Origin of the sequence: Nocardia vinacea, assembly GCF_035920345.1 — a bacterium.
In the GTDB taxonomy this organism is placed as follows: domain Bacteria; phylum Actinomycetota; class Actinomycetes; order Mycobacteriales; family Mycobacteriaceae; genus Nocardia; species Nocardia vinacea_A.
The window spans coordinates 6,553,067-6,576,545 of record NZ_CP109149.1 but is presented as its reverse complement, the minus strand read 5'-3'; the positions used below and the strand labels follow the sequence as shown (position 1 = coordinate 6,576,545).

20 protein-coding genes and 1 riboswitch are annotated in these 23,479 nt (G+C 65.8%); of the genes, 11 read left to right on the top strand and 9 right to left on the bottom strand.

Annotated elements, in window-relative coordinates; genetic code table 11:
- Window positions 1-205 precede the first annotated feature (205 nt).
- Window positions 206-1,198, bottom strand: coding sequence for an alpha/beta hydrolase family protein (locus OIE68_RS30045; RefSeq protein ID WP_327101856.1), 993 nt, complete (start codon window positions 1,196-1,198; stop codon window positions 206-208).
- Between the two features lie 321 nt (window positions 1,199-1,519).
- Between OIE68_RS30045 and OIE68_RS30040 the strand changes: the two genes are divergently transcribed.
- Window positions 1,520-2,917: an FAD-binding oxidoreductase gene (locus OIE68_RS30040; RefSeq protein ID WP_327094394.1), complete on the top strand. Its 1,398-nt coding sequence runs from the start codon at window positions 1,520-1,522 to the stop codon at window positions 2,915-2,917.
- Between the two features lie 5 nt (window positions 2,918-2,922).
- The gene (locus tag OIE68_RS30035) at window positions 2,923-3,741 is read left to right on the top strand and encodes an alpha/beta hydrolase (protein ID WP_327094393.1); all 819 of its coding nucleotides are present in this window, start codon (window positions 2,923-2,925) and stop codon (window positions 3,739-3,741) included.
- On the opposite strand, the gene trpS is transcribed toward OIE68_RS30035, so the two are convergent.
- On the bottom strand, window positions 3,731-4,771 hold the full coding sequence (gene trpS, locus OIE68_RS30030) for a tryptophan--tRNA ligase (protein WP_327094392.1): 1,041 nt from the start codon (window positions 4,769-4,771) through the stop codon (window positions 3,731-3,733). The two genes, OIE68_RS30035 and trpS, sit on opposite strands and share 11 nt — an antisense overlap.
- A gap of 228 nt (window positions 4,772-4,999) precedes the next feature.
- Window positions 5,000-6,055 (bottom strand): alpha/beta fold hydrolase, encoded by a 1,056-nt coding sequence (locus tag OIE68_RS30025; RefSeq protein ID WP_327094391.1) that lies wholly within the window; start codon window positions 6,053-6,055, stop codon window positions 5,000-5,002.
- 310 nt (window positions 6,056-6,365) lie between these two features.
- Here OIE68_RS30025 and OIE68_RS30020 point away from each other — a divergent pair, with 310 nt between their 5' ends.
- From OIE68_RS30020 to OIE68_RS30010, 3 genes are read left to right on the top strand one after another with little or no spacing between them, the layout of a single operon-like run.
- The gene (locus OIE68_RS30020; protein WP_327094390.1) at window positions 6,366-6,641 is read left to right on the top strand and encodes a glyoxalase superfamily protein; all 276 of its coding nucleotides are present in this window, start codon (window positions 6,366-6,368) and stop codon (window positions 6,639-6,641) included.
- A gap of 57 nt (window positions 6,642-6,698) precedes the next feature.
- Window positions 6,699-7,157 (top strand): DUF2752 domain-containing protein, encoded by a 459-nt coding sequence (locus OIE68_RS30015; RefSeq protein ID WP_327101855.1) that lies wholly within the window; start codon window positions 6,699-6,701, stop codon window positions 7,155-7,157.
- A gap of 23 nt (window positions 7,158-7,180) precedes the next feature.
- Complete coding sequence (locus OIE68_RS30010) at window positions 7,181-7,369, top strand: hypothetical protein (protein ID WP_327094389.1); 189 nt, start codon at window positions 7,181-7,183, stop codon at window positions 7,367-7,369.
- A 7-nt stretch (window positions 7,370-7,376) separates the two neighbouring features.
- On the opposite strand, the gene OIE68_RS30005 is transcribed toward OIE68_RS30010, so the two are convergent.
- The gene (locus OIE68_RS30005) at window positions 7,377-8,732 is read right to left on the bottom strand and encodes a M1 family metallopeptidase (protein WP_327094388.1); all 1,356 of its coding nucleotides are present in this window, start codon (window positions 8,730-8,732) and stop codon (window positions 7,377-7,379) included.
- A complete protein-coding gene (locus OIE68_RS30000) occupies window positions 8,732-12,757 on the bottom strand; it encodes a Pls/PosA family non-ribosomal peptide synthetase (RefSeq protein ID WP_419150818.1) in 4,026 nt (1,341 codons plus the stop codon). Before OIE68_RS30000 ends, OIE68_RS30005 begins: the two co-directional genes overlap by 1 nt.
- Before the next feature lie 153 nt (window positions 12,758-12,910).
- Between OIE68_RS30000 and OIE68_RS47200 the strand changes: the two genes are divergently transcribed.
- A complete protein-coding gene (locus tag OIE68_RS47200) occupies window positions 12,911-13,324 on the top strand; it encodes a hypothetical protein (RefSeq protein WP_419150575.1) in 414 nt (137 codons plus the stop codon).
- Window positions 13,321-14,643 carry an IS607 family element RNA-guided endonuclease TnpB gene (tnpB, locus tag OIE68_RS29990; protein WP_327094386.1) on the top strand — a complete coding sequence of 441 codons (1,323 nt, stop codon included), beginning with the start codon at window positions 13,321-13,323 and terminating at the stop codon, window positions 14,641-14,643. The genes OIE68_RS47200 and tnpB overlap by 4 nt, the downstream gene beginning before the upstream one ends.
- Window positions 14,644-14,827: 184 nt before the next feature.
- Here the strand turns inward: tnpB and OIE68_RS29985 are convergent, their stop codons facing one another.
- Window positions 14,828-15,463, bottom strand: a complete 636-nt coding sequence (locus OIE68_RS29985; RefSeq protein WP_040686137.1) for a LysE family translocator — start codon at window positions 15,461-15,463, stop codon at window positions 14,828-14,830.
- Between the two features lie 113 nt (window positions 15,464-15,576).
- Window positions 15,577-15,690, top strand: a riboswitch (SAM riboswitch).
- 46 nt (window positions 15,691-15,736) lie between these two features.
- Here OIE68_RS29985 and OIE68_RS29980 point away from each other — a divergent pair.
- Window positions 15,737-17,092, top strand: coding sequence for an aminotransferase class V-fold PLP-dependent enzyme (locus OIE68_RS29980; protein WP_327094385.1), 1,356 nt, complete (start codon window positions 15,737-15,739; stop codon window positions 17,090-17,092).
- A gap of 44 nt (window positions 17,093-17,136) precedes the next feature.
- Here the strand turns inward: OIE68_RS29980 and OIE68_RS29975 are convergent, their stop codons facing one another.
- Together OIE68_RS29975 and OIE68_RS29970 are read right to left on the bottom strand one after the other, a co-directional pair.
- Entirely contained in the window at window positions 17,137-17,604 is a 468-nt protein-coding gene (locus tag OIE68_RS29975) for a flavin reductase family protein (protein ID WP_419150817.1), read from the bottom strand.
- A gap of 194 nt (window positions 17,605-17,798) precedes the next feature.
- Window positions 17,799-18,272 (bottom strand): YbaK/EbsC family protein, encoded by a 474-nt coding sequence (locus OIE68_RS29970; protein WP_040686103.1) that lies wholly within the window; start codon window positions 18,270-18,272, stop codon window positions 17,799-17,801.
- Between the two features lie 163 nt (window positions 18,273-18,435).
- On the opposite strand from OIE68_RS29970, the gene OIE68_RS29965 reads away from it, so the two are divergent.
- The 3 genes from OIE68_RS29965 (at window position 18,436) to OIE68_RS29955 (ending at window position 21,660) form a co-directional block, all read left to right on the top strand.
- A complete protein-coding gene (locus OIE68_RS29965; RefSeq protein WP_327094383.1) occupies window positions 18,436-19,257 on the top strand; it encodes a crotonase/enoyl-CoA hydratase family protein in 822 nt (273 codons plus the stop codon).
- A gap of 91 nt (window positions 19,258-19,348) precedes the next feature.
- Entirely contained in the window at window positions 19,349-19,855 is a 507-nt protein-coding gene (locus OIE68_RS29960; protein WP_327094382.1) for a MarR family transcriptional regulator, read from the top strand.
- A complete protein-coding gene (locus tag OIE68_RS29955) occupies window positions 19,852-21,660 on the top strand; it encodes an MDR family MFS transporter (RefSeq protein WP_327094381.1) in 1,809 nt (602 codons plus the stop codon). The genes OIE68_RS29960 and OIE68_RS29955 overlap by 4 nt, the downstream gene beginning before the upstream one ends.
- Window positions 21,661-21,871: 211 nt before the next feature.
- Here the strand turns inward: OIE68_RS29955 and OIE68_RS29950 are convergent, their stop codons facing one another.
- Entirely contained in the window at window positions 21,872-23,326 is a 1,455-nt protein-coding gene (locus tag OIE68_RS29950; RefSeq protein WP_327094380.1) for an alpha/beta fold hydrolase, read from the bottom strand.
- Window positions 23,327-23,479: the final 153 nt, after the last annotated feature.

The following is a 23,479-nucleotide window of genomic DNA, read 5'->3' as shown; positions in this document are numbered from 1 at the left end:
ACTATGCGCCGCTTGGGATGATCGCACCGGTCCATCGCCACACCGCCGAAAATAGGAGGACACTCGTGCTGCTGGGTCTTGGAAGCATTCTCGGACCGGCTATTGGCGCACTGCTCGGTATAATTTTCTCTATCCTCTAGCCATTGCAACCGAACGCGGGCCGGACGCCGAAGGGCTCCGCCCCGCGTTCGGTTGCAATGCTGCACTATGTCAAGCCGAGTCCGTGCGCAAGGATCGGCCACGACCGCTTCAACTCATCTTCCCAATAACCCCACGAGTGCGTGCCCTCGTCGAAGTTGTACGTCGCCGGAATGCCGAGCGATATCAGCTTCGCCTGCAGATTCTTCATGCAGTAATTGGCTGCTGCCTCGATCGCGCCACCGAGTAGAACTTGATTCGTCAGTCCGTCTAGTCCGGGTTCGGCATGCGCCCCGTCCAGCGTGTCATATTTTCCGGGCAGGCCATTGCCTGACGAAAGATAGAGATCGATGCCGCGCAATTTATCGGCGTGCAGGTATGGATCGTTTTCCATCCATTCCGGCGAGCCGACCGGTCCCCACATGTTATCGGCGTTTCCGCCACCCCAGGCGATCACGAGCTTCAGGAACCTGGAACCGATCGGATCGCTTGTCTGCGCGCAGCCGCTATATGCGGCAGCCGCCCGGTAGAGGTCGGGTCTGGCAATGGGCAATGCCAACACCGTGGCGGTGGAAGCGGAAATTCCCGCGATCGCGTTGACTCCGTCGGTGCCGATGGCGGCATTGATCAGCGGTGGCAATTCATCGGTCAGGTAGGTCTTCCATTTATTGCGACCCAGTACCGGATCGTCCTCGAGCCAGTCGGTGTAGTAACTGAACCTACCGCCGATCGGCTGGACCAGGTTGACATTTTTATCCGACATGAACTGCCGCGCGTCGCTCTGTGCCTGCCATGATGCGTCGTCCTCACCGCCGCCCGCACCGTTCAATAGATATAGCGTCGGCCGAGGAACCGAGCCATCCGCGGCCCGCTGGATCTCTACCGGAAATTCAGCGTCCATCGCCGCGGAATAGACCTGAAGTCGGATATATCGATCGTCGATGTACTCGACGTCGGTTATGTGCGAGCCGTCGTCCGACGCCGTATCCGTAGAAATCTGCGCGGATGTGGTGACCTCGGCAAACGCCGACGGCGCACCGAGCGTCGTCGCGACGAGCATCCCCACCAACGCGATGCCGACTACCGATCTATGTACTCCTTCGATTACACCCCTGTCCATACCCAAGCTTTTAGCACCAAGATTCCGGCCGGTGCCGCACCGACACGTCGCCGGTAGGTCGGCACCGGATCGAAACCAGGTACGGCTGCGGTGCACCGGCGTTAATATGTCAAGCGCGCCACATCACCCGGATGGCTGGTTGTGTGCGCGGCATTCGGATAGCACCACCTACGTGTCGGTGCCGCAGCAAGAGTCGGCGACGCGGACAGCGTGACCCGCTCTTCCACGAGTGGTCGGGGACCCGGTGGCTGGAGAAATGCCATGACCCAAACAATGAGTTTCGACTTCAGAGCATTGCGATCCGCTATCGGCGGGCCGGTATTCGCTCCTGACGACGCGGGTTATGACCATGCCCGCTCCATCTGGAACGGGGCCATCGATCGGCGGCCCGCGGTGATCGCTCAGTGCCTGTCCGCCGAGGATGTGGCCGCGGCCTTGGCTTTCGCCAGGGAAAACGACCTCGAGGTAGCGGTGCGCGGCGGTGCCCACGCTTATAGCGGCACGGCGGTCTGCGACGGCGGCCTGATGATCAATCTCGGCGTGATGAATCGCGTGGTCGTGGACCCGGCGGACGGGACAGCCCGGGTCGGCGGCGGCGCGACGATGGCGGATATGGACGCCGCGACCCAGGCGTACGGACTGGCCGTGCCCGGCGGTGTGATCAGCGATACCGGCGTGGGTGGCCTCACCCTGGGGGGTGGCATGGGTTGGCTGACCCGCGTAGCCGGACTGTCGATCGACAATCTCGTCTCGGCGCAGGTCGTCCTTGCCGATAGCCGGATCGTGCGGGCGTCCGACAGCGAGCATCCGGACCTGTTCTGGGCGTTGCGTGGTGGTGGCGGAAACTTCGGAATCGTCACCGAATTCGAATATCGCACCCATCAGATCGGGCCCGAAGTGCACGTCGGGATCTTCTTCTGGCCACTGACGGATGGCGATGCCGCGCTACATCTGATTCGGGAGTTCATCCCAACGATGCCGCCCAGGTCGGGAGTACTGGTCTGCGTCGCATTATCCGCGCCGCCGGAGCCTTTCGTACCGGAGCAGTACCACTTCGTTCCGGGCCACGCCCTTATCGTCGCCGGTTACGGTACCGCCGAGGAGCATGCCCAGATGCTGGCCCCGATCCGTGATGCGCTCACCCCGCTCTTCGAATTCATTGCCCCGATACCCTTTACCGGATTGCAGTCGATGCTCGATGTGGCGGCGCCGTGGGGCATTCACGGATATGAGAAGGCGCTCGATCTCGACGATTTCTCCGACGACGTGATCGCGATTCTGACCGAGCAGGCCGGGAAGAAGACATCGCCGCTCTCGTTCATGCCGATCTTCACACTCGATGGCGCCTTCACGGCTATCGGGGAGGACGACACCGCATTCGGCGGCGCGCGCTCGGCACACTACGTATGCAATATAGAAGCCGCCGCCCCCGACGCCGAGATATTGGCCGTTGACAGGGCGTGGGTGCGCTCGACCTGGGAAGCGCTGTGCCCCTTCGCCTCCAACCAGGGTGGGTACGTCAACTTCATGGCGGAGGCGGGCGAGGACCGGGTCCGCGCATCCTATGGACCCGCCAAATACGCGAAGCTGGCCGATATCAAGACCGAGTACGACCCCGAGAATGTTTTCCACCGCAACGCCAATATCAAGCCGGGCTGATCCCGATGAAGGTTGCGGACGATTCAGCTCGGATCGAGGTCGATGGGTGGTCGATCGCCTACCGGATGGTGGGTGCCGGTCCACCGCTGGTGCTGCTCCATGGCGGATGGGAGGACAGCCGATCGTGGCGGCTGCAGCTGGAGTCGCTCGCCGATGAGTACACGGTCATTGCCTGGGACGCACCTGGGTGCGGCAGGTCCGACGATCCGCCGGAAGGTGTGCGTCTCGGTTACTACGCCGACACCCTGGCGGGTTTGATTCGGGGACTCGGTATCGAACATCCACATGTGCTCGGGCTGTCGTTCGGTGGCGGCCTGGCCATCGAGTTGTATCACCGCCACCCCGATGTGCCGCGCTCGTTGATCCTGGTCGGCGCATACGCCGGATGGGCGGGATCGCTGCCGGCGGATGTGGTGGACGAGCGGGTGCGGCGGATACGGGAGGAGACCCAGCGGCCACCGGCCGAGTGGGCCGAGTCCTACCTACCGACATTTTTCGCCACGCCGATCCCCCGGGAGTGGATCGACGAGATGCTGGCGATCATGTCCGATTCGCGACCGAGCGGCATGATCGCGATACTTTCGGCATTTGCGGAGGCCGACCTGCGCAACGTGCTACCCACCATCGCCGTCCCCACGCTGATCCTCAACGGCGAGCTCGACGAGCGAGCGCCGCTGCGCATCGCCGAGGGATTGCACGCGAATATCCCCGGCTCGCAGTTGGTCGTGATTCCCGGTGTCGGCCACTGCTGCAACCTCGAAGCGCCGAAGGCGTTCGACGCGGTGGTCCGCTATTTCCTGCGACAACATCCGATCAGTACGTAGTTCCCATCGCGGCCCGCACCTCGTCGAGGGTGCGGTTCGCGATTTCGTTGGCGCTTTCGTTTCCGGCGCGGAGGACCGTGCACACGAATTCCGGGTCGCGGGCGAGGTCTGCGCGTCGTCGGCGGTGGGCGGCGAAGTAGTCGTTGACCGCGTCGGCGGTGAACTTTTTGAGGGCTCCGGCTCCGGCACTGCCGATATCGGTGGCGAGGGTTTGCTCGTCGATGCCGGTGCAGAGGGCGGCGGTGGTCAAGAGGGCGGAGATGCCGGGGCGGTGTTCGGGGTCGAAGGTGATGGTGCGGTGGGCGTCGGTTCGGGTGCGGCGGATGAGGGCGGCGGTTTGGTCGGCGGTACTCGAGAGGGCGATCGCATTGCCGTAGCTTTTCGACATCTTTCGGCCGTCGAGGCCGGGAATTTCGGGGGTTGCGGTCAGCAAGGGTCGTGGTTCCGGGAAAGTGTGGCCATAGCGTTCGTTGAAGCGGCGGGCGATCACCCTGGTCAATTCGATGTGCGGCAGGTTGTCCTTCCCGACCGGGACCAGATTTCCCTTGCAGAACAGGATGTCCGCGGCCTGATGGACCGGGTAGGTCAGCATTAGGCCGCTCAATGCGCGCCCGGCTGCGGCGTGTTCGGCCTTGACCGTCGGGTTGCGGTGTAGTTCGGCCTCGGTGACCAGGCTCAGGAACGGCAGCATGAGCTGGTTGAGCGCCGGAACGGCTGAATGGGTGAAGATCGTCGCCCGGTCCGGGTCGATGCCTGCGGCGAGATAGTCGAGTACGGCGTTGTAGACGTTGTCACGGACGGGGCCGATGCCGTCGCGGTCGGTGATGACCTGGTAGTCGGCGAGGATGACGAAGGTATCGACGCCGAGGTTGTGCAGCCGGACTCGTTCGGAGATCGTCCCGAAGTAGTGGCCGAGATGCAGTGGGCCGGTCGGCCGTTCGCCGGTGAGGACCCGGTACCGGCTCGGATGCGCGGCGACGGCGGCGGCGAGTGCGTCACTGCGGTCGCGGGTGGCGGCGTAGGAATTCAACGAGGGGCTCCTGGACGATCGAGGACCGTACGAAACCTCGTTCCGCGCAGGAACATTCACGGGGCTGCGTACAGCCCGTGGACATGGATGATCAGGGCTGATGAGGCAGCCGACGCCATGTCCGTCGAATGGTGATCACCGGTCCACGATAACAACGGTGACGAGCGGTATTCCAGGAATTTTCTGCTGGGGCCGGGCGTCGTTGACCAGCCCCAGCAGAGGTTCGGGTCAGCCCGCGGCGACCGTGCGTGGGTCGGCGCGCTGGACCACGTCCGCGAGCAGGGTGTTGAAGCGGTCCGCGGCCTCGATATTGCCGAGGTGGCCGGTGGGCCAGACCTGGTAGTCGGCGAGGTGACCCGCCTTTGACAGGGCCTCGACGATCGCGCGGGACATGCGCTCGGGCAGCAGGTGGTCTTCGGCGCCCGCGATGACCGTGGTCGGCACCGTCAGGTGCTTCGCGGCATCACCCAGGTCCAGATCGGCGAGAGCGGCGGCGTGCAGGCCGCGGGTGAGCGGGCGACACGAGCGGACGATGCCGAGTGCGAAGTCCACCTCGTCACGGGTGGCGGGCTTGGACATCACCCGGGCCTTGAAGACCGCGCTGACCGGCCAGCCGCCCGGCAGCGGAATCGGCGCGGCGAGTGCGGTTTCCGCGATGGCGAGCGGGACGCGGACGCTGGCGCCGAGTATGGTCACCGGACGCTTGGCCACCATGAGCGGCTTGTTGAACAGCGGCAGCAGATCGGTTTCGTATCGGATATCGCTGGCCGCGGTATTGGCCATGACGACCGCGGCGGCGCGCCGAGTGACCTGATCCGGATAGCGAGATGCCCACGCCTGCAGGGTGATTCCACCCATGCTGTGGCCGACGAGGACGGCGCGCTTGCCGAGCGGGAGTGCGGCCTCGAGCACCGCTTGGAGGTCGTCGGCCAGTGTCTCCGCGCCCGGGCCGGTGCTGCCGAGGGTGCTCTCGCCGTGTCCGCGCTGATCGTAGGCGAGCACACGGTAGCGGTCGGCGAAGGCATTGATCTGCGGATTCCAGTACTCGATGCAGCAGCTCCAGCCGTGGATCAAGACGATGACATCGCCATCGGCGGGACCGTAGGCATGGACCCTGAGCTTGGCCCCGTCCCCGGTGGTGACCGGGATGATCTCGGGTGTGGCGGCGGGCTTGTTGAGCGACGCGGTCCGGTATGTCCGCGACCGTAGTCCAGCACGGTAGGCGGCGGTCAACGGTTCGTCTCCGCGCACTTCCGCCAGCGTCCTCATCGACTTGACCAGCATTCGAGCACTCCTTTGTGTCTGCCGCCACAGTACAGTGCAAGCTGAGTGCTTGCTACTGCTAGCGCTACCAGTGGCGGAATCCTGGCTCTATCGGATGGATACCCGAAAGTAGGTCGGCCAAATAGTCCTACCGGAAGAAACATCGAGCACGAGCTCTTCTTCCTGGATATCGCCCGTGCCCGAGCCGACCGTTACCCCCGCCGCCCACCCTGTGTTGCCCCGATCTCCCTGTCTCACCGCACAATCCCGCACCCGTTCTCGAGATCAGCCCGGTTCTGGGGGCGGATCCCGATAAAGGGTGCGGTTGGAGGTGGACTGGGAACACCGGTTCGGTGCGAACTTTCCGTTGTATGCGCAGGTGTCGCGGTCGTCGGCGAGTGTGCATTTGAGTGAGCACCACGGTGACGGCACTCCCGGGTCGGTGGTGTGGATCGCGGTGGGCGACATCAAGGCGCTGCATGCCGAGCTGGCGGGCAAGGACTATCGGTATGCGAAGCCTGGGTGCCCGGAGGATGGACCGGGCGGGCTGGGGTTCGAATTGGCCGATCCGTTCGGCAATACGTTGCGGTTCGCCCAACCCGAATAGCGGGCACGAGCTGTGGCGGGTGCGGGGCGGCCGCGGCTACCGTTGGTGCTTGTGGAGATGAGTCATGCGCTACCGGTCGCACACCGAGAAGCGGTAGCGGAACAGCCGAGGCGCACCGGCCTGCGCGCTATGGGGTGGCCGTTGGTGGCGGCGGGCGTCGGGGTCGGAGCCGCGGTCCTGTTGCATTTCCGGGATCCGCACGGCGAAGGCTCCTATGGAATCTGCCCGGTCTACGCGCTGACGGGGCTCTACTGCCCCGGCTGCGGAGGCATGCGGGGCATGCACAATCTGACCGACGGCCGAATTCTCGATGCGATACACAGCAACCTGCTCGTGCTGCCGCTGGTGCTGGCTTTCGTGCTGTGGATCGGTGACTGGTCGATCCGTGCCTGGCGCGGTGAGCGGATGCGACTACCTCGGATCGGCCGCACCACGATGTGGGTGTTCTTCGCGCTGCTCATCGGCTATACGGTGTTGCGAAATACGCCGTGGGGGACCTGGCTCGCGCCGGTCTAGCGGTTTTCAGGCAGGCTTCGTATATGAGTGATTCGCTGAAGGAACGCGTGCGGGCGAAACTATTGCGCCAGCTCGCCGAAGACGGCACGCCCGACTCGGAACAGGATGATCCGCGCCTGATCTCGGTCGAGTCCGATCTCGATGCGCTGAACAGCGTCGCCGACGACCATCCGCTGGTCGAAGAACTGGCCACGCGCTACTTGGTTTTCTGACGGCGCCTCAGCGCGATTTCGTGTCGGCCTGCCCGCCGGAGGGTGGCAGTTGCGGCAGCGGCTCACTGAGCAGCCACGCATCCCAGAGCGGCCGCAGCGGCACCAGACTGTAGTGGCCCGCCAGATCGGTGAATTCCTCCGTGGTGACCGAGCCGTACCGATAGCGGATCGTCCACTCGCGCAGCAGATCCCAGAAGGCGAGTTCGCCGAGTTCCAGGCGCAGCGTATGCAGAGTGAGCGCGCCGCGTTTGTACACGCGGTCGTCGAACATACGTCGCGGGCCGGGGTCGCCGATGATGATGTCCTGCGGTTCACGGGACAGGTTGTGCCTGGCGGCACGGGCCAATTGGTCCGCGGTGGGCCCGCCCGCGGCTTCGGACCAGATCCATTCGGCATAACAGGCGAAGCCTTCGTGTAGCCAGATGTCACGCCACTGCCAGATGGTGAGGCTGTTGCCGAACCACTGGTGCGCGAGTTCGTGTGCGACAAGGCGTTCCGCGCCGCGGCGGCCGTCGCAGTGGTTGGCGCCGAAGATGGAGATGCCCTGGGCCTCGATCGGGATCTCGAGGTCGTCATCGGTGATCACGACGGTGTACCCCTCGAACGGATACGGACCGAATTTCTCGACGAACAGCTCCATCATCTGCGGCTGGCGCTCGAAGTCGTGTTCGAAACTGGCGCGCAGTCGCGGCGGGACCACGGCCTGCATCGGCACCGAACCGCGCGGGCTGTCGATGCGGTGTTTGCGGTATTGCCCGATCTGGATGGTGGCCAGATAGCTCGACATCGGTTCGGACTGTTCGTAGACCCAGGTGGTCTGACTGGCCTTGGTCTGCTTGCGCACCAAGGTGCCGTTGGCGAGCGCGTAGTACGGGGTGTCGGTGGTGATCGAAATCCGGTAGCTGGCTTTGGAACTCGGGTGGTCGTCGCAGGGGAACCAGGACGCGGCGCCGTTGGGCTGGCTGGCCACCAGCGCGCCCTCGGTCAGTTCCTCCCAGCCCACCTCGCCCCACGGCCCGCGCACCGGCTTCGGCAGCCCGGCGTATTGGATGACCAGCTCGAGCACCCCACCCGCCGGGATACGGTGCTGCGGCGTGATGACGAGCTTGCCGTGCTGATGGGAGTATTTCGCGGCCTTGGTGCCGTTGACGAGCACCTTGGACACGGTGAGCGACTGGGACAGGTCGAGTGCGAAACGGTCACGGACTGCTTCGGTCACCGCGACGATCTGAGCTCGGCCTGCCATGCGATTACTGGCGACCTTATAGGTGATCTCGAGCTCGTACCGCGATACCCGGTAGCCCCAATTTCCGTTCTGCGGTAGGTATTCGTCGACGGGCTCTTCGTAGTACTTACCCGCCATCAGGAGGTTGCTCCGGCCTCGCTAAGGCTCGGAACCGCACTCGACCACGGCGCGATCGGATTGCCCCACCAGCGGGTCGACGGCGGCACGGTGTCACCGCGCATGACCAGCGAGGCGGGGCCGATGGTCGCGCCCGCGCCGATGCCGGCGGCGGGCAGGGCGACGCAGTGCGGCCCGAGGGTCGCGCCCGCGCCGAGGGTCACGGTGTCCATGGCCATGATTCGATCGTGGAAGAGATGGGTCTGCACTACAGAGCCGCGTTCCACGGTCGCGCCGTCACCGAGTGTCACCAGGTCCGCCTCCGGTAGCCAATAGGACTCGCACCATACCCCGCGTCCGATCTTCGCGCCGAGTCCACGAAGCCACAGATTCAGTACGGGGGTGCCGGTCGCGGCGCGCGCGAACCACGGCGCGGCGACGGTTTCGACGAAGGTGTCGGAAACCTCGTTGCGCCACACGAACGAACTCCACAGCGGATGCTCCTCGGCGCGAATTCGCCCGACCAGCAACCACTTCGCGGTGACCGCACTGGCCCCCGCGATCGCACCGGCGGCCATCAGGACAAAACCGCAGAGCAGTCCGGCGACCAGGTATCCGGCGGATTCAGCGATCCAGGCCAGTGTGAACAGCACACCGAGGCCGATGGCGAAGGTCACGAGCACCGGGAGGAGCCGGCAGGTTTCCACGATGCCGCGGAACACCTTCAGCCGCAGCGGTGGATCGAAGGTGCGTTCGGTATCACCGCTTTCGGAGGCGCGCCGCAGACGCACAGGTGGGCTGCCGAGCCAGGACGAACCCGCCTTGGCCTTGGACGGTGCGGCCGACAGCACGGCGACCAGGCCGTTTTTCGGCACCCGTCGACCGGGTGCGGTCATACCGGAATTGCCGAGGAAGGCGCGCTTGCCGACCTTCGCCTCGCCGATGTGCAGCCAGCCGCCGCCGAGTTCGTAGCTGGCGATCATGGTGTCGTCGGCGAGGAACGCGCCGTCGGCGACAGTGGTGAATTTCGGCAGCAGCAGCACCGTGGACGCCTCGACGCTCTTACCGATCTTCGCGCCGAGCAGGCGCAGCCACAGCGGGGTCAGCAGGCTTGCGTAGAGCGGGAACAAGAATGTCCGCGCAGAATCCAGTAGGCGCTCGGTGGCCCATGCCTGCCAGCCGACCCGGCTGCGGACGGGATGATGGCCCTCGGTCAGTCCGATGCTGAGCAGCCGGACCGCGATGACCGTTGCCACCGCGTATACGGCGAGGCTGAGCAGCGTCGCGACCGGGAGGATGGCGAAGCCCTTGCCGAGCGCACCCGCGAGTGTGCGGGCGTCGCGGATGAACCAGGCGATGAATGCGCCGCCCGCGGCCAGACCGAGAATGGGCATGGCCGCCAATGCCATCGAGGTCACCCCGAAAATCGCGACCCAATGTGCGGCCCGCGCCGGAGTGTGAGCTGGCCAACGATGCTGGGCCTTACCGACTTTCGCGGCGGGCGAGCCCGCCCACTCCTGTTCGGCCTTCACCTTGCCCGATACCGAAGATCCGGGGGCGATCTCGGCATTCTTGCCGATTTTGCTGCCGGGCAACAGGATCGAGCGCGCGCCGACCACCGCGCCCGCACCGATGGTGATCGGGCCGATATGCACCACATCGCCATCGATCCAATAACCGGACAGGTCGACCTCGGGTTCCACACTGCACCCGTCGCCGAGTTCGAGCATGCCGGTGACCGGCGGCAAGGTGTGCAGATCGATACCCGTGCCGATCTTCGCGCCGAGTGCCCGTGCGAACGGCACCATCCACGGTGCGCCGGAGAGACTCTCGGCGCCGCTGGCCTCCGAGAGCCGCACTGCCGCCCATAGTCGCAGGTGCTCCGATCCGCCGCGCGCATAACTGCCGGGCCGCACGCCGCGCAGCAGAATCCGAGCGCCGGTCGCGCATATCATCATGCGACCGGGCGGTGATATGAACAGCAGAAATGCGGCCAGCGTCCACCACCAGGACAGATGCGGCAGCCAGGGCAACGAGCCGGACCAGCCCGCGATATTGCCGACAATGGCCAGCCAGGTGAGCCACTGCAGTCCGGTGAGGGTTGTCAGCGGGATGGTGGCCAGCACCTGGGTCCACTGGGCGCGCAGTGGCGTCGGGCGCACGATGCGTTCCTCGACGGCGGCGCTCGGCGCGGTCTCGTCGAGCAGTTCGGCCAGTGCGCCGAGGCGCGGATGGTCGTAGAGATCGGCGACGGTGATGCGCGGATGACGTTCGCGCAGTGCGGTGACCAGTTGCGCCGCCGATAGCGAGCCGCCACCGAGATCGAAGAAGTCGGTGTCCGCGCCGATGACCTCGGCGCCGAGAATCGAATCCCACAGTCCGGCAATCCATTGCTCGGTTTCGGTGAGATCACCGGTCGCGGTGTCGGGTTCGGCGGTGTTCGGCAGCGGCCACGGCAGGGCGTCGCGATCGACCTTGCCCGAGGTACGGGTGTGCAATTCGGGGACGATGGCGAGCCGGGGGACCAGCGGGGCCGGAAGTTGTTCGGCGAGTTGGGCTCTGGCGGCCTTGAGGTCGAAATCGGGTGCGGTGCCGGTCAGGTAGCCGACCAGGATCTTATTGCCCGCCTTGGTGGTTCGGATCGCGGCCACGGCACCGGTGACGCCGGGTAGGTGCTGTAGGGCGTTGTCGAGTTCACCGAGTTCGATGCGGCGGCCGCCGAGTTTGATCTGATCGTCGGCGCGGCCGAGGAATACCAGCCCCGCGCTGTCCTTGCGGACCAGATCGCCGCTGCGGTAGGCACGGTCCCAGCCGAGTGATGGTAGCGGAGCGTACTTTTCGGCGTCCTTGGCCGGGTCGAGGTAGCGGGCCAGGCCGACACCGCCGATCACGAGTTCACCGGATTCGCCCTCGTCCACCGGATTTCCGGCGGCATCGACGACCGCAAGATCCCAGCCGTCCAGCGGAAGTCCGATGCGGACCGGGAAGCCGCCGTCCAGCAGTGCCGCACACGCGACCACCGTTGTTTCGGTGGGGCCGTAGGTATTCCAGACCTCGCGCTCGGAATCGGCATCTGACTCGGGGCTTTCGCCGGGCGCTGCGTGGTCGGCGACCTCTTCGCGGCCCTTCGCTCGCGTCGCGGATTTTCCGGCGAGACGTTCGGCCAGCTCGGGCGGCACCGCTTCACCGCCGAAGATCAGTAGCCGGACCGGGTCGAGCGCCTCGACGGGCCAGGTCGCGGCGAGTGTGGGAACCGTTGAGACGATGCTGATTTCGCGGCGGACCAGCCAGGGACCGAGATCCGCGCCGGTGCGGACCAGGGCACGCGGCGCGGGCACCAGGCAGGCGCCGTTGCGCCAGGCGAGCCACATTTCCTCACAGGAGGCGTCGAAGGCGACCGAGAGTCCGGCGAGCACCCGGTCGTCCGGACCGATCGGGGCATCCGGCAGGAACAGGCGCGCTTCCGCGTCGACGAAGGCGGCGGCATTGCGGTGGGTGACCGCGACGCCCTTCGGGGTTCCGGTGGATCCGGAGGTGAAGATGATCCACGCGTCGTCGCTGGGCGTAGGGCGAACGGTCGAGGCGCCGACGGACTCGGGCCGTTCGACGGCCGACGGCTCGACGCCTGCCGCGGTCACGATCGCGGTGACGCGGGCCTCGCAGAAGACGAGCTGGGCGCGCTCGTCCGGATCGTCGGCGTCCACCGGAACGTAGGCCGCACCGGCATAAAGAATGGCCAGAATAGTGACGTAAAGCTCATGTGTGCCGGACGGCATGCGCACGCCGACGCGGTCGCCGGGACGTACACCCGCCGCGGCCAAGCGCACGACTCCGGCGTCGATTTCGGCCAGCAATTCGGTGTAGCTGAGCACCACGCGACCGTCATCGATCGCGGGCGCCTCCGGGTGGGCTTCGGCGGTGCTGTTCAGGATGTCGACAAGGGTCCTGGCCTGCGGCGCGAGTGCGGCGCGTAGCAAGGGTTCCGGCGTGCGGAGCCCGTCGGTCGGGTCTGTGCCCGCCGTGGTGTCGAGCTGCGGCCGCAGCATCACGTCCTGCCCACCTCTCATAGACCTGCCTAGCGCTTCCTCGTTGTTGTTTCACAGCAGGGTTACCAGTGGGCAAACGCCACGGTGACCAACTGTCTACGGTACCTGCGGTATCGGTCAGAATTCTTCGCCCAGTGCCTTCAGCGCAAGGCGGTGCAGGGTCTGCCGCTCGTCCTCGTCGAGGCGGTGCAGCACCCGCTCGGCGGCCTCTTCGATGAGTTGATCGGTCTTGCGGCGCTCGGCGCGTCCGGACTGGGTGATGGAAAGCCGGTATTTGCGCCGGTCCGTCGAATCGCGGGTGCGGATGACGAAACCGGCCTCCTCCAGGCCATCGATCAGCCGGACATCACGGGGTCAATGTCGGACCCTGAGGCTACAGTGATCGTCGTGGAGCACCGGGACCGGCTGACCCGCTTCGGGATTGAGCACCTGACTGCGACGTCGGCTGCCTCGGATCGGCAGGTCGCAGTGCTCGACGGGTCCGAGACCATCGACGACCTGGTGCAAGAAGGGACCAGACGCAGCTCGCTTTGCGCGCCGCTATTCGCTGTCGAGGTGACGGTGTGAGTGCCGTGACGAGTGTGACGCAGGCTTACCGTTTTGCGCTCGACCCGACGCCCGCGCAGGTCCGCGATCTGCACCGCCATGCGGGGGCGTCGCGGTTCGCATTCAATTGGGCGCTTGCAGCGGTGCGCGCGAACCTCGCCCAACGCGATGCTGAACGCTCCTACGGTATCGCCGATTCCGATCTCACTCCACCGCTGGGCTGGAATCTGCCCGCGCTGCGTCGTGCGTGGAACCAGGCCAAAGACGACGTCGCTCCGTGGTGGTCGGAATGCTCGAAGGAGGCTTACAACACCGGTCTCGACGGAGTGGCGCGCGCGTTGCGCAACTTCGCCGATTCCAAACGCGGCAAGCGCAAAGGCAAACCCGTCGGGTTCCCTCGCTTCAGATCGCGCCGCTGTACCCCGCCCTCGACCCGGTTCACCACCGGTGCCATCCGCGTCGAACCCGACCGCCACCACGTCACCCTGCCCAGAGTGGGCACCATCAAAACCCACGAGAACACCCGCAGACTCGAACGTCGCCTCGCGAACGGGACCGCGCGGATACTGTCCGCCACCGTCCGCCATGAGGCCGGGCGCTGGCACGTGGCGTTCACTGTAGAAGTCACCCGCAGCGTCAGCCGACCCGCCCGCCCGGACGCGGTGATCGGGGTGGATGTCGGCATCACCCACCTGGCTGTGCTGTCCACCGGCGAGATCATCGCCAACCCACGCCATCTCGAACGTGCGCGGCGGCAACTGGCCCGACTGTCGCGGCGAGTGGCTCGCCGTCGTGGGCCTGACCGGCGCGCAGGACAGCGCCCCAGCAAGAGGTGGGAACGCGCCAACGCGATGCGCAACTGGCTCCACCATCGGGTGACGCACCTGCGCCGCGACGGTCTGCACAAACTCACCACCCGCCTCGCCGCCGAATACGGCACCGTGGTGGTGGAGGATCTGAATGTCACCGGGATGGTGGGCAACCGCCGGTTGGCGCGGTTCATCAGTGACGCCGGTTTCGCGACGATCCGCCGTCTACTCGACTACAAGACCCGCTGGAACGGTGGCCATCTCCTCATCGCGGATCGCTGGTATCCCAGCAGCAAGACCTGCTCGTCTTGTCAGACGGTGAAACCCAAACTGTCGTTGGCCGAGCGAACATTCACCTGCGACGTGTGTGGTCTGAGCCTGGATCGGGACCTCAACGCCGCGCTCAATCTGGAACAGTACGTCGCCCGGAGTGGCCGGGAGACGGTAAACGGACGTGGAGCCGACCGGAAGACCACCCCCGTGGTGGCAGGTGGCTGCGAAGCGTCAACCCCGCAGCGCGCCAGTGCATAAGGCGGGGACTGCCGACTGGCAACGGTCGGCTGTGAGCGTGGGCGTGCTATCGCCCACCCGCTCGCAACGGTGAATGTGGTCAGCGGGCTCGCTCGTTGGTCGCGTCACTATTACTGTGGCGCAAGGACATTACGCCGAAGTCGTGACGTTTGTGCGCCTGGCCGGTGCTTACCGGTTAGTCCGATCACGCGGCAGAAGCGGCCGTGCCGATGCCGAGCGCGGCGAGGATGGCCGCGCTGATCTGTTCTAGCCGATCGCGAACCTGTGGGCGGCGCAACATCGCAACCGCTCGTGACGCCAGCATGGCGAGCAGGATCATCTCGACGGCGGCGATGGAGCATTCGATGGCGCCGAGGGCGAGGGTGTTCAGAAAGGTGACATCGGTAAGGAATTGCGGCAGTACCGCCAGGTAGAACAGCCCGACCTTCGGGTTGAACATGCACGACACCAGGCCTGCGGCGAATGCCGAGCGGATCGATGCGGGAGCCTCCGCGGCCGACTGTCCGGACGCCGCGGCGGTGCCCGCCCTGCGCTGCTTACGGTGATCGATCAGCGCCCGAATTCCCAAGTACACCAAGTAGATTCCGCCGATGACCTTTAGTGTCCGGTAGGCCGTCGCGGACTGTTCCAGCAGGGCGGCGACGCCCGCCGCGACCACCACTGCCCACACGATCCCGCCCAGTGCCGAGCCGATCGCCGCGGCAATGCCGGGTCGCGCGTCCACGATCGAGAATCGCAGCACCAGGAATGAATCCGGGCCGGGCGTGATCGACAGCAGAATGCACAGGCCGATAAAGCTGAGCAACAGGGAAAGCGTCACCTCTCGATCAGACCGCACATCGCTCCGCATTGCAAGGTTATTTATTCGACTGCATGTGTATGCAGCAAGTGGTCGGTTGACAGAGCGGTGCGGCATCTGCCAATCTCGGTTCAGGTCATGAGTACCAGCGTCAAGCCCCGGCTAGCTGGTCGGCAACCCTCCTCCGCGGTGGGGTGCTCCGGGTGACGACCGGGCCGCAGCCCGACCGGGTGCGGCAAGCGCGGACTCGGATGATCACCTGATTTCGGGTCCCACAGCCGATGGGATTTTGTGATGACCGCTGTAGTTGAGCAGAGCTGTGTTTACCCACCCCGCCGACTGCCGTCCCCCTGTGCCGCCCTCGCCCGGGTCTCCGGCGACGACCTCCAGGTGCCGCTCGTACAGGGCGGAACGACCACCTACGCGAACTTCGACTACGCCGCTAGCGCACCGGCATTGGCGCAGGTCACCGACCGCGTGCAGCAGCTGCTGCCGTTCTACGCGAGCGTGCACCGCGGTGCCGGTTACGCCTCGCGGATCTCCACCGAGTGCTACGAGGCCGCGCGCGGTTCGGTCACCCGCTTCCTCGACGCCGCCGACGACCAGGTCGCGGTGTTCACCCGCAACACCACCGATTCGCTGAATCTGCTCGCCGCATGTGTCCCCGGCGACACCGTGGTGCTGGATATCGAACATCATGCGAACTTCCTGCCCTGGACCCGGCACGGTCGCCGCGTCGTCAAGGCCGCGGCGACCGTCGAGGAGACGATCCGCCAGCTGATCGCCGAATTATGCAGTAAGCCAGCGGCATTGCTCGCGGTCACCGGCGCGTCGAATGTGACGGGGGAGGTGCTGCCACTCGAGCGCCTGGCCACTATCGCGCACCAGTGCGGTGCGCGCATCCTGGTCGATGCCGCGCAACTGGCGCCGCATCGTCGAATCAGCCTGCGCGGCACCGGAATCGACTACCTCGCCTTTTCCGGCCACAAGCTCTACGCACCGTTCGGCGCGGGAGTGCTTGTCGGACGCCGGGATTGGCTCGATGCCGCCGAACCGTATCTGGCGGGCGGCGGGGCGGTCCGCGAGGTCACCACTACCAGCGCGGAATGGGCATCGGCGCCGCAGCGTCACGAGGCCGGTTCTCCGAATGTCCTGGGTGCGGCTGCACTCGCCGCCGCATGTGACGCGCTGTGCGCGATCGATCCGAAAACCCTTGCCGCGCATGAGCGACGGCTCGCCGATCGCCTGCGCACCAGGCTGTCCGCGATTCCGGGCGTCAACCTGCTGCGCATCTGGGACGACAGCCCCGACACCGTCGGCATCGTCGCCTTCACGCTGGACGGATTCATCCCGGGACACGTCGCGGCCTACCTCTCCGCCGAACACGGCATCGGCATTCGCGACGGCCGCTTCTGTGCCCACCCGCTGCTCGAGCGGCTCGGCCTGGACGGTGCGCTGCGTGCCAGCATCGGCCTCGGCACCAGCTCCGACGATGTGGATCGGCTGGTCGAGGCCATCGCCACCCTCGTAGACAAGGGTGCGTCGTGGAATTACGCCAGCACCGACGGACTTTGGAATCCGACGCCCGAGACCCGTCCCTTCGCCCGTCCCGACTCCAACGACGGCGCCGCGCCCTGCTCGATCGGCTGATTGTCGCCGCACGACGTCGAGCAGGTGAATCCGCCCGGCCGCGTTCAGTCTTCGAGCGAGGTCGGGCGGTAGTAGCGGCCGCGGTAGTAGAGCAGCGGAGCGGCGCTGGGCTGTTCGTCGGTGTTGTCGTGGACCCGGGTGACCAGGCCGACGACGAGGGTGTGGTCGCCGAGGGGAATCAACTGCTGGATGGTGGCGCGGATCCAGATGGGCGTGCCGTGCAGCACGGGCTCGCCGGTGTCCAGGGTGGTCCACAGGGAGCGGTCACTGAAGCGTTGATCGGCGGTGCGGGCGAAACGCTTGGCCAGATCGTGCTGGTGTTCGCCGAGGAAATGGACCACCACCGAGTCGGCCGCCTGCAATGCCGTCAGGCTCGACGAGGAGTGGGCGATATTGAACGAGACCAGCGGGGGCTCCAGGGACAGCGATGCGAAGGATGTCGCGGTGAAGCCGACCGGGCCGTTCGCGGAACCCAGGGTGACGACGGTGACGCCCGCCGGATAGTGCCGCATGGAGGCGCGGTACAGCTCGGCGGTGATACCGCTCAGATCATCGGGAATCTGGATGTCCGTGGCGGGGGGTTGAGCATCAGTCACAGCTGCGCCTCGCTAGCGCTCGGCTCCGCTGCGACCGTTGGTGCTGTGTTGTTGGTTCTCTCGCTCCGTTCGCTCACATGACGAAACTACGCCGCGCGCTTGTGTGGCGCTCAGTCCACGTCGATCGGAAGCCCGGCGGTGATGCGCACCAGTTCGCGAAACGAGGTGCGGAACACGGTATTCGGATGGCCGCCCGCGGCCCAGACCTCCCGGTGCGTGGACAGGACGTTATCCACCCAGGTCGGCAGGTTGGTGGGATGGCCGACCGGGGCGATGCCGCCGATGGGCTGACCGGTCACCTCCTGCACCATCGCGGCGGGGGCGCGGGTGAGCTTGCCTTCCAGCCGTTCGCCGGTGCGCCCGAGATCGACCTGGTGTGCGCCGGAAACCAGCAGCAGCACCGGATCGTCATCCAGGAGGAACACCAGTGATTTCGTGATGGCGCCCACATCGACGCCGAGTGCCCGTGCGGCATCGGCGGCGGTGGGCGTGGGAGCGGGCTGAGTGACGATGACACCGTGGTGGCCGCGCGCGATCAGGGTATCTGCGACCCGGCATGCGACTGGTGGAAGCGACCTGCGCATGGAACCAGAGTAGAGCGATTGCGGGCAGTGTGCCGGTCGAGTTTCCGGTCAGTGGTCGAGATGTCCGACGGGAGAACCAGTGCGGCGCACCGACTTTGCACAGCATTTGCACACGGAACGGACTGGTCGGCTGGCTTGCTCGCACCTGCTTTACGCTGGACGAATGACTGATTGGCAGGCTTTCACCGTCGAAACCAAGGACCACGTCGCGCAGGTCACGCTGACCGGCCCCGGCAAGGGCAATGCCATGGGTCCGGATTTCTGGCGAGAACTGCCGGAGATTTTCCGCGGGTTGGACGCCGATCCCGAGGTTCGCGCCATTGTGCTCACCGGTTCCGGAAAGCATTTCTCCTACGGACTCGACCTGCCTGCTATGGCAGGCACGTTCGGTCCGCTGATGGCGGATAAGGCGCTGGCCGCGCCGCGTACCGACTTCCTCTACGAGGTGCGCCGTATGCAGGCCTCCGTGACCGCGGTCGCCGATTGCCGCAAGCCGGTTATCGCGGCGGTTTCCGGCTGGTGCATCGGCGGCGGGCTGGATCTGATCGCCGCCGCCGATATCCGCTATGCGAGCGCGGACGCGAAGTTCAGCCTGCGCGAGGCGAAGGTCGCGATCGTCGCCGATATCGGGTCGCTGCACCGGCTGCCCGGCATCATCGGCGAGGGTCATCTGCGCGAACTCGCCTACACCGGTAAGGACATCGACGCGGCGCGTGCCGAGAAGATCGGCCTGGTCAACGATGTATTCGCCGACCAGCAGGCGGTACTGGACGCGGCGCACGCCATCGCGCGCGAGATCGCCGCGAATCCGCCGCTGGTGGTGCAGGGTGCGAAGGATGTGCTCGAGCAGCGCACCAAGGATCAGGTGGCCGCCGGGTTGCGCTATGTCTCCGCGTGGAACTCCGCATTCCTGCCGTCCGAGGATCTGACCGAGGCCATCCAGTCGGTGTTCGAGAAGCGAGCTCCGGAGTTCAAGGGCCGGTAAAGGCCGGTTATTCACTTGCCCTAGCCGTTGGCTCGCGCACATACTTGTATCACGCAACTAATTGATTGACGCAAGTAAAGGTGAGAGTCGAGTGGATGAGGACGAGCTGTCGGTCGACGCGATCGCGATGCAGCTCACCCGGCTGCAACGGATCCGGGAGCGGACCGCGGCGCAAATGCGGAGCAAGGACGGCGTGGATCCAGCGGCCTTCGCGGTCCTGTTCCGGCTGCTCTGTGACGGACCGATGCGCTCGGGCGCACTCGCCGACGCGGTGCATTCGGATGCGTCGACGATCAGTCGGCACGTCGCCCACTTGGTCGAGCGGCAGCTGGTCGAGCGGCAGGCCGATCGCAACGACGGCCGCGCCACTGTGCTGGTCGTCACCGAGCGCGGTCGGGAAGTCGCCGAGCGGATCCGCAGGCGTAGGCACGAAAACCTGACCCGGGTGATGGCGGCATGGACGCCGCAGGACCGGGCCGCCTTCGCCGGGCTGCTGCGGAAGTTCGTCGACGACTACGAGCAGGCCAAGCCCGCCATGATCGCGGCCATCCGCCAAGACCAGAACCTGTACGACCTCGAGACGGAGAACGATTCGTGACCGCACCGGCCACCGTGGCGGAGCCCACGGGCTTCACCCATAGACAGATCCTGACCATCATGAGTGGTCTGCTGCTCGGCATGCTGCTCGCGGCGCTGGACCAGACGATCGTCTCCACCGCGATCCGCACCATCGCCGACGATCTCGACGGCTATTCGATGCAGGCCTGGGCGACCACCGCCTACCTGATCACCGCGACGCTCGCGACGCCGCTGTACGGCAAGTTGTCCGATATGTTCGGCCGCAAGCCCTTCTTCATGGCGGCGATCTCGATCTTCGTGGTCGGTTCGCTGCTGTGCACGATGGCGCAGTCGATGTACGAGCTCGCGGCATTCCGCGCATTCCAGGGACTCGGTGCGGGCGGCCTGATGTCGCTGGCGCTGACCATCCTCGGCGATATCGTCAGCCCGCGCGAACGCGCCAAGTACCAGGGCTACTTCCTCGCGGTATTCGGCACCTCCAGCGTGATCGGCCCGGTGCTCGGCGGCGTGTTCGCCGGGCAGGACACCATCCTCGGTGTCAGCGGCTGGCGCTGGGTCTTCCTGGTCAACGTCCCGATCGGCCTGATCGCGCTCGCGGTGGTCTCCAGGGTGCTCAAGCTGCCGAAGCGGCCGCACTCCACCGACCGGGTCGACTGGTGGGGTGTGCTGGTGCTCGCGATCGGCCTGGTGCCGCTGCTCATCGTCGCCGAGCAAGGGCGCGAATGGGGCTGGAGCAGTGGACGATCCATCCTCTGTTACGTCATCGGCGTGCTCGGCGTGATCGGGTTCGTGCTGGTCGAGAAGGTAATGAAGGATAAGGCGTTGATCCCGCTGCGGATGTTCGCCAATAAGACCTTCGCGCTCGGTGTAGTGATCTCGGTCGTGGTGGGCTCAGCGATGTTCGGCGGTATTTCCCTGCTGCCGCAGTACCTGCAGGTGGTGCGCGGGGCCAGCCCGACAATGGCGGGCCTGCAGATGCTGCCGATGGTGCTCGGCATGATGTCCGGGTCGATCATTTCCGGCCAGCTCATTTCGCGTACCGGGCGCTACCGTGCCTTTCCGCTCATCGGTGCGACCATGCTGACGCTCGGCTTGTTCCTGTTGCACTTCGTGACTGCCGATACCCCATTGTGGGTCGCGATGATCTTCATGGCCTGCACCGGATTCGGACTCGGCAATCTCATGCAGCCGCTCACCATCGCTGTGCAGAATGCGTTGCCGCCCAAGGATATGGGCGTCTCCACCGCCGCGGCCACCTTCTTCCGGCAGATCGGCGGCACGATGGGCGTCGCGGTATTCCTCTCGATTCTCTTTGCGCAGCTGACACCGAACATCTCCACCGAGATGAAGTCCGCGGCCACCGATCCGGCCTTCCAGCACGCCGTGGTCGAGGCCGCGCAGAGCAGCAATCCCGCTGATGCCGCACTCGCGAAAGGTCTACTCGCGCAGGATACTTCGGCAGCTGCCGGAGTGCTGAAGGACAGTTCGATCGTGCAGCAGCTCAGCCCCGAGCTGGCGCGGCCGTTCAAGGTCGGTTTCGCGGAATCGATGTCGACGGTATTCCTGTCGGTGACCGGTATGGCCCTGCTCGGGCTGATCCTGGTGCTGTTCTGGAAGGAAGTGCCGCTGCGGACCGTCGGCGGAATCGAGGCGGCCAAGGGTGAGGCGGCCAATGGTGCCGGGCCGGATGTCGTTGAGCGCGTGGGCTTGCTGACCGCGGGCGGCGAGGCGCTGAGCCCGTCCGAGGACGCCGTGGCGATTTCCACGAATGGTGCCGGCAGTTCGACGAACGGTGTCGGACCGAAGGTGACTGGGTCGGCCTGACCCGGTTCGAGCGCCGCTGCTCGGTGCCGGGCAGCGGCGGCCCGCGCTGTATCGGGCGTTCGATTTCTCGCGGGCTACCGGCGCAGCTGGTTGTTCGATCCCGTTGTCCTCCACGTGGTGCGAAGCTCGGTGGCGAACGGGATGACCGTCGGAGAGGCACTCGGTTCTGCATCCAGGTGGCCGTCGAGTGGATCGTGCCGGTCACCGCAGGTTAGTAGTCGGGGGGATAGTTGGGGTCGCGTTGGCAGGTGAGGTCAGCATCGGGGAGGGTGCCGTCACGGAAGTAGGTGTTGACGAGCTCGTTCACGCAGTGGCTCAGGTCGGAGCCGAGGACGCCGTGCACGCGGGTGTCTGCCAGTGTGACCATTCGTGACGCTGTCAGGTCCTGGTGCAGTGCAAGGCCTTGCTGGTAGGCGGTGCGGGTGTCGCGAGTTGCCTGCAGGATCAGGGCTGGTGTCGGGTTGTGCACGGCGGTGGGTGGCTCGATCGGCTCCGGCCAAAACGCGCAGGCGGTGACGTTGTTGGCGAACGCGCCGAACACCGGTTGGGTCGCCCGGACGCTTTCGATGTTGCGGCGATACCAAGCCAGATCTCGGGGTGCAGCCTTGTCGCCACACAGGACTGCGGCCATGCCCGAGGCATCCAACGCAACGGGACCGCTGATCTTCGCTTTCAGCTGCTCCATGTCGACGGGCAGCCCGGACACTGCGTCGGCTACCACCCGCACGACCTCGGCGAGGTCGGTGTTCTTCTTCGGATTCGACAACAGCGACAGCAGCATCATCGGGACGGTGTGTTCGTCGATGAGATAGCCGTTGCCGATGACCGGATGCGTAGCGGCACGTCGGATCATGTCCTCGACAAAGGCTCGGACTTGCGGTGCGCTGCTACCGAAGTGGTAGTCGGCGTCCTGGCGGGCCGCCCAGATCGCCCAGTCGTCGAGCCCGGCCTCGTTGACGGCACCCATGTCCTGGTAAGTGCCGATCCAGTAGCGGTCCGGGTCGATGGCGCTGTCCAGCACGATCCGGTCACTGTGCTGAGGGAACATCTGCGTGTACACCGCGCCCAGGTAAGTGCCGTACGAGTCGCCGTAATAGTTGAGCTCGCGTTCACCGAATGCGCTGCGGATGACATCCATGTCTCGGGCGGTATTGCGGGTGGTGATGGATCGGGCCTTCTCGGGATCGGGTGCTACGCAGGAAGCCGCGAACGCGGCGGCCAGGGTGGCGTCGCGCGCGTAGCCGAAGGCGTCGAAGCCAGCCGAGAACAACATGGTGGGCAGCGGCAGCGCACAACTCATTCGGTCCGATCGGCCGATACCACGCGGGTCCATGCCGATCAGGTCGTACTGGGCACGGACATCCGGTGTGAGCCGATCCCGGAGGTCGGCAATCATGCTCAGGCCCGGACCGCCGGGACCACCGGGGTTGGACAGCATGATCCCGCGTCTGCGGTCCGGGTCGGTGGCCGGGATACGCGAGATCGCTACTGTCAGCGTGCGCGAGTCTGGTCGGTTGTAGTCGAGCGGCACGACAACGCCCGCGCACTGAGCCCCGGCACCGTCGAGCACCGCGTCGTTACACGGCTTCCAGTCCAGCTTCTGGTGATAGAACGGCTCCAGCCCACCCGGGATGTCATCGACCGGATCGGCGCTTGCCGGTCCCACGGGCAATGTGGCGAATGCAGCTGCCGATATGACCCCCAGTACGAGCCATCGAACCCAAGTTATCGGCATCGCATCTCCTGCCCGAGACCTCCGCGTACGCATCCCTGATTCCGTCGCACAGCCTTTCCAGGGTCTCGGACCAGCACCCTACTG

Coding starts and splice junctions, on each gene's coding strand:
- OIE68_RS30045 (WP_327101856.1), bottom strand. CDS start 1,198: ATGCTCGTCGCGACGACGCTCGGTGCGCCGTCGGCGTTTGCCGAGGTC.
- OIE68_RS30040 (WP_327094394.1), top strand. CDS start 1,520: ATGACCCAAACAATGAGTTTCGACTTCAGAGCATTGCGATCCGCTATC.
- OIE68_RS30035 (WP_327094393.1), top strand. CDS start 2,923: ATGAAGGTTGCGGACGATTCAGCTCGGATCGAGGTCGATGGGTGGTCG.
- OIE68_RS30025 (WP_327094391.1), bottom strand. CDS start 6,055: ATGCTGGTCAAGTCGATGAGGACGCTGGCGGAAGTGCGCGGAGACGAA.
- OIE68_RS30015 (WP_327101855.1), top strand. CDS start 6,699: ATGAGTCATGCGCTACCGGTCGCACACCGAGAAGCGGTAGCGGAACAG.
- OIE68_RS30010 (WP_327094389.1), top strand. CDS start 7,181: ATGAGTGATTCGCTGAAGGAACGCGTGCGGGCGAAACTATTGCGCCAG.
- OIE68_RS30005 (WP_327094388.1), bottom strand. CDS start 8,732: ATGGCGGGTAAGTACTACGAAGAGCCCGTCGACGAATACCTACCGCAG.
- OIE68_RS30000 (WP_419150818.1), bottom strand. CDS start 12,757: ATGCTGCGGCCGCAGCTCGACACCACGGCGGGCACAGACCCGACCGAC.
- OIE68_RS29980 (WP_327094385.1), top strand. CDS start 15,737: ATGACCGCTGTAGTTGAGCAGAGCTGTGTTTACCCACCCCGCCGACTG.
- OIE68_RS29975 (WP_419150817.1), bottom strand. CDS start 17,604: ATGCGGCACTATCCGGCGGGCGTCACCGTCGTCACCCTGGGTTCCGCG.
- OIE68_RS29970 (WP_040686103.1), bottom strand. CDS start 18,272: ATGCGCAGGTCGCTTCCACCAGTCGCATGCCGGGTCGCAGATACCCTG.
- OIE68_RS29965 (WP_327094383.1), top strand. CDS start 18,436: ATGACTGATTGGCAGGCTTTCACCGTCGAAACCAAGGACCACGTCGCG.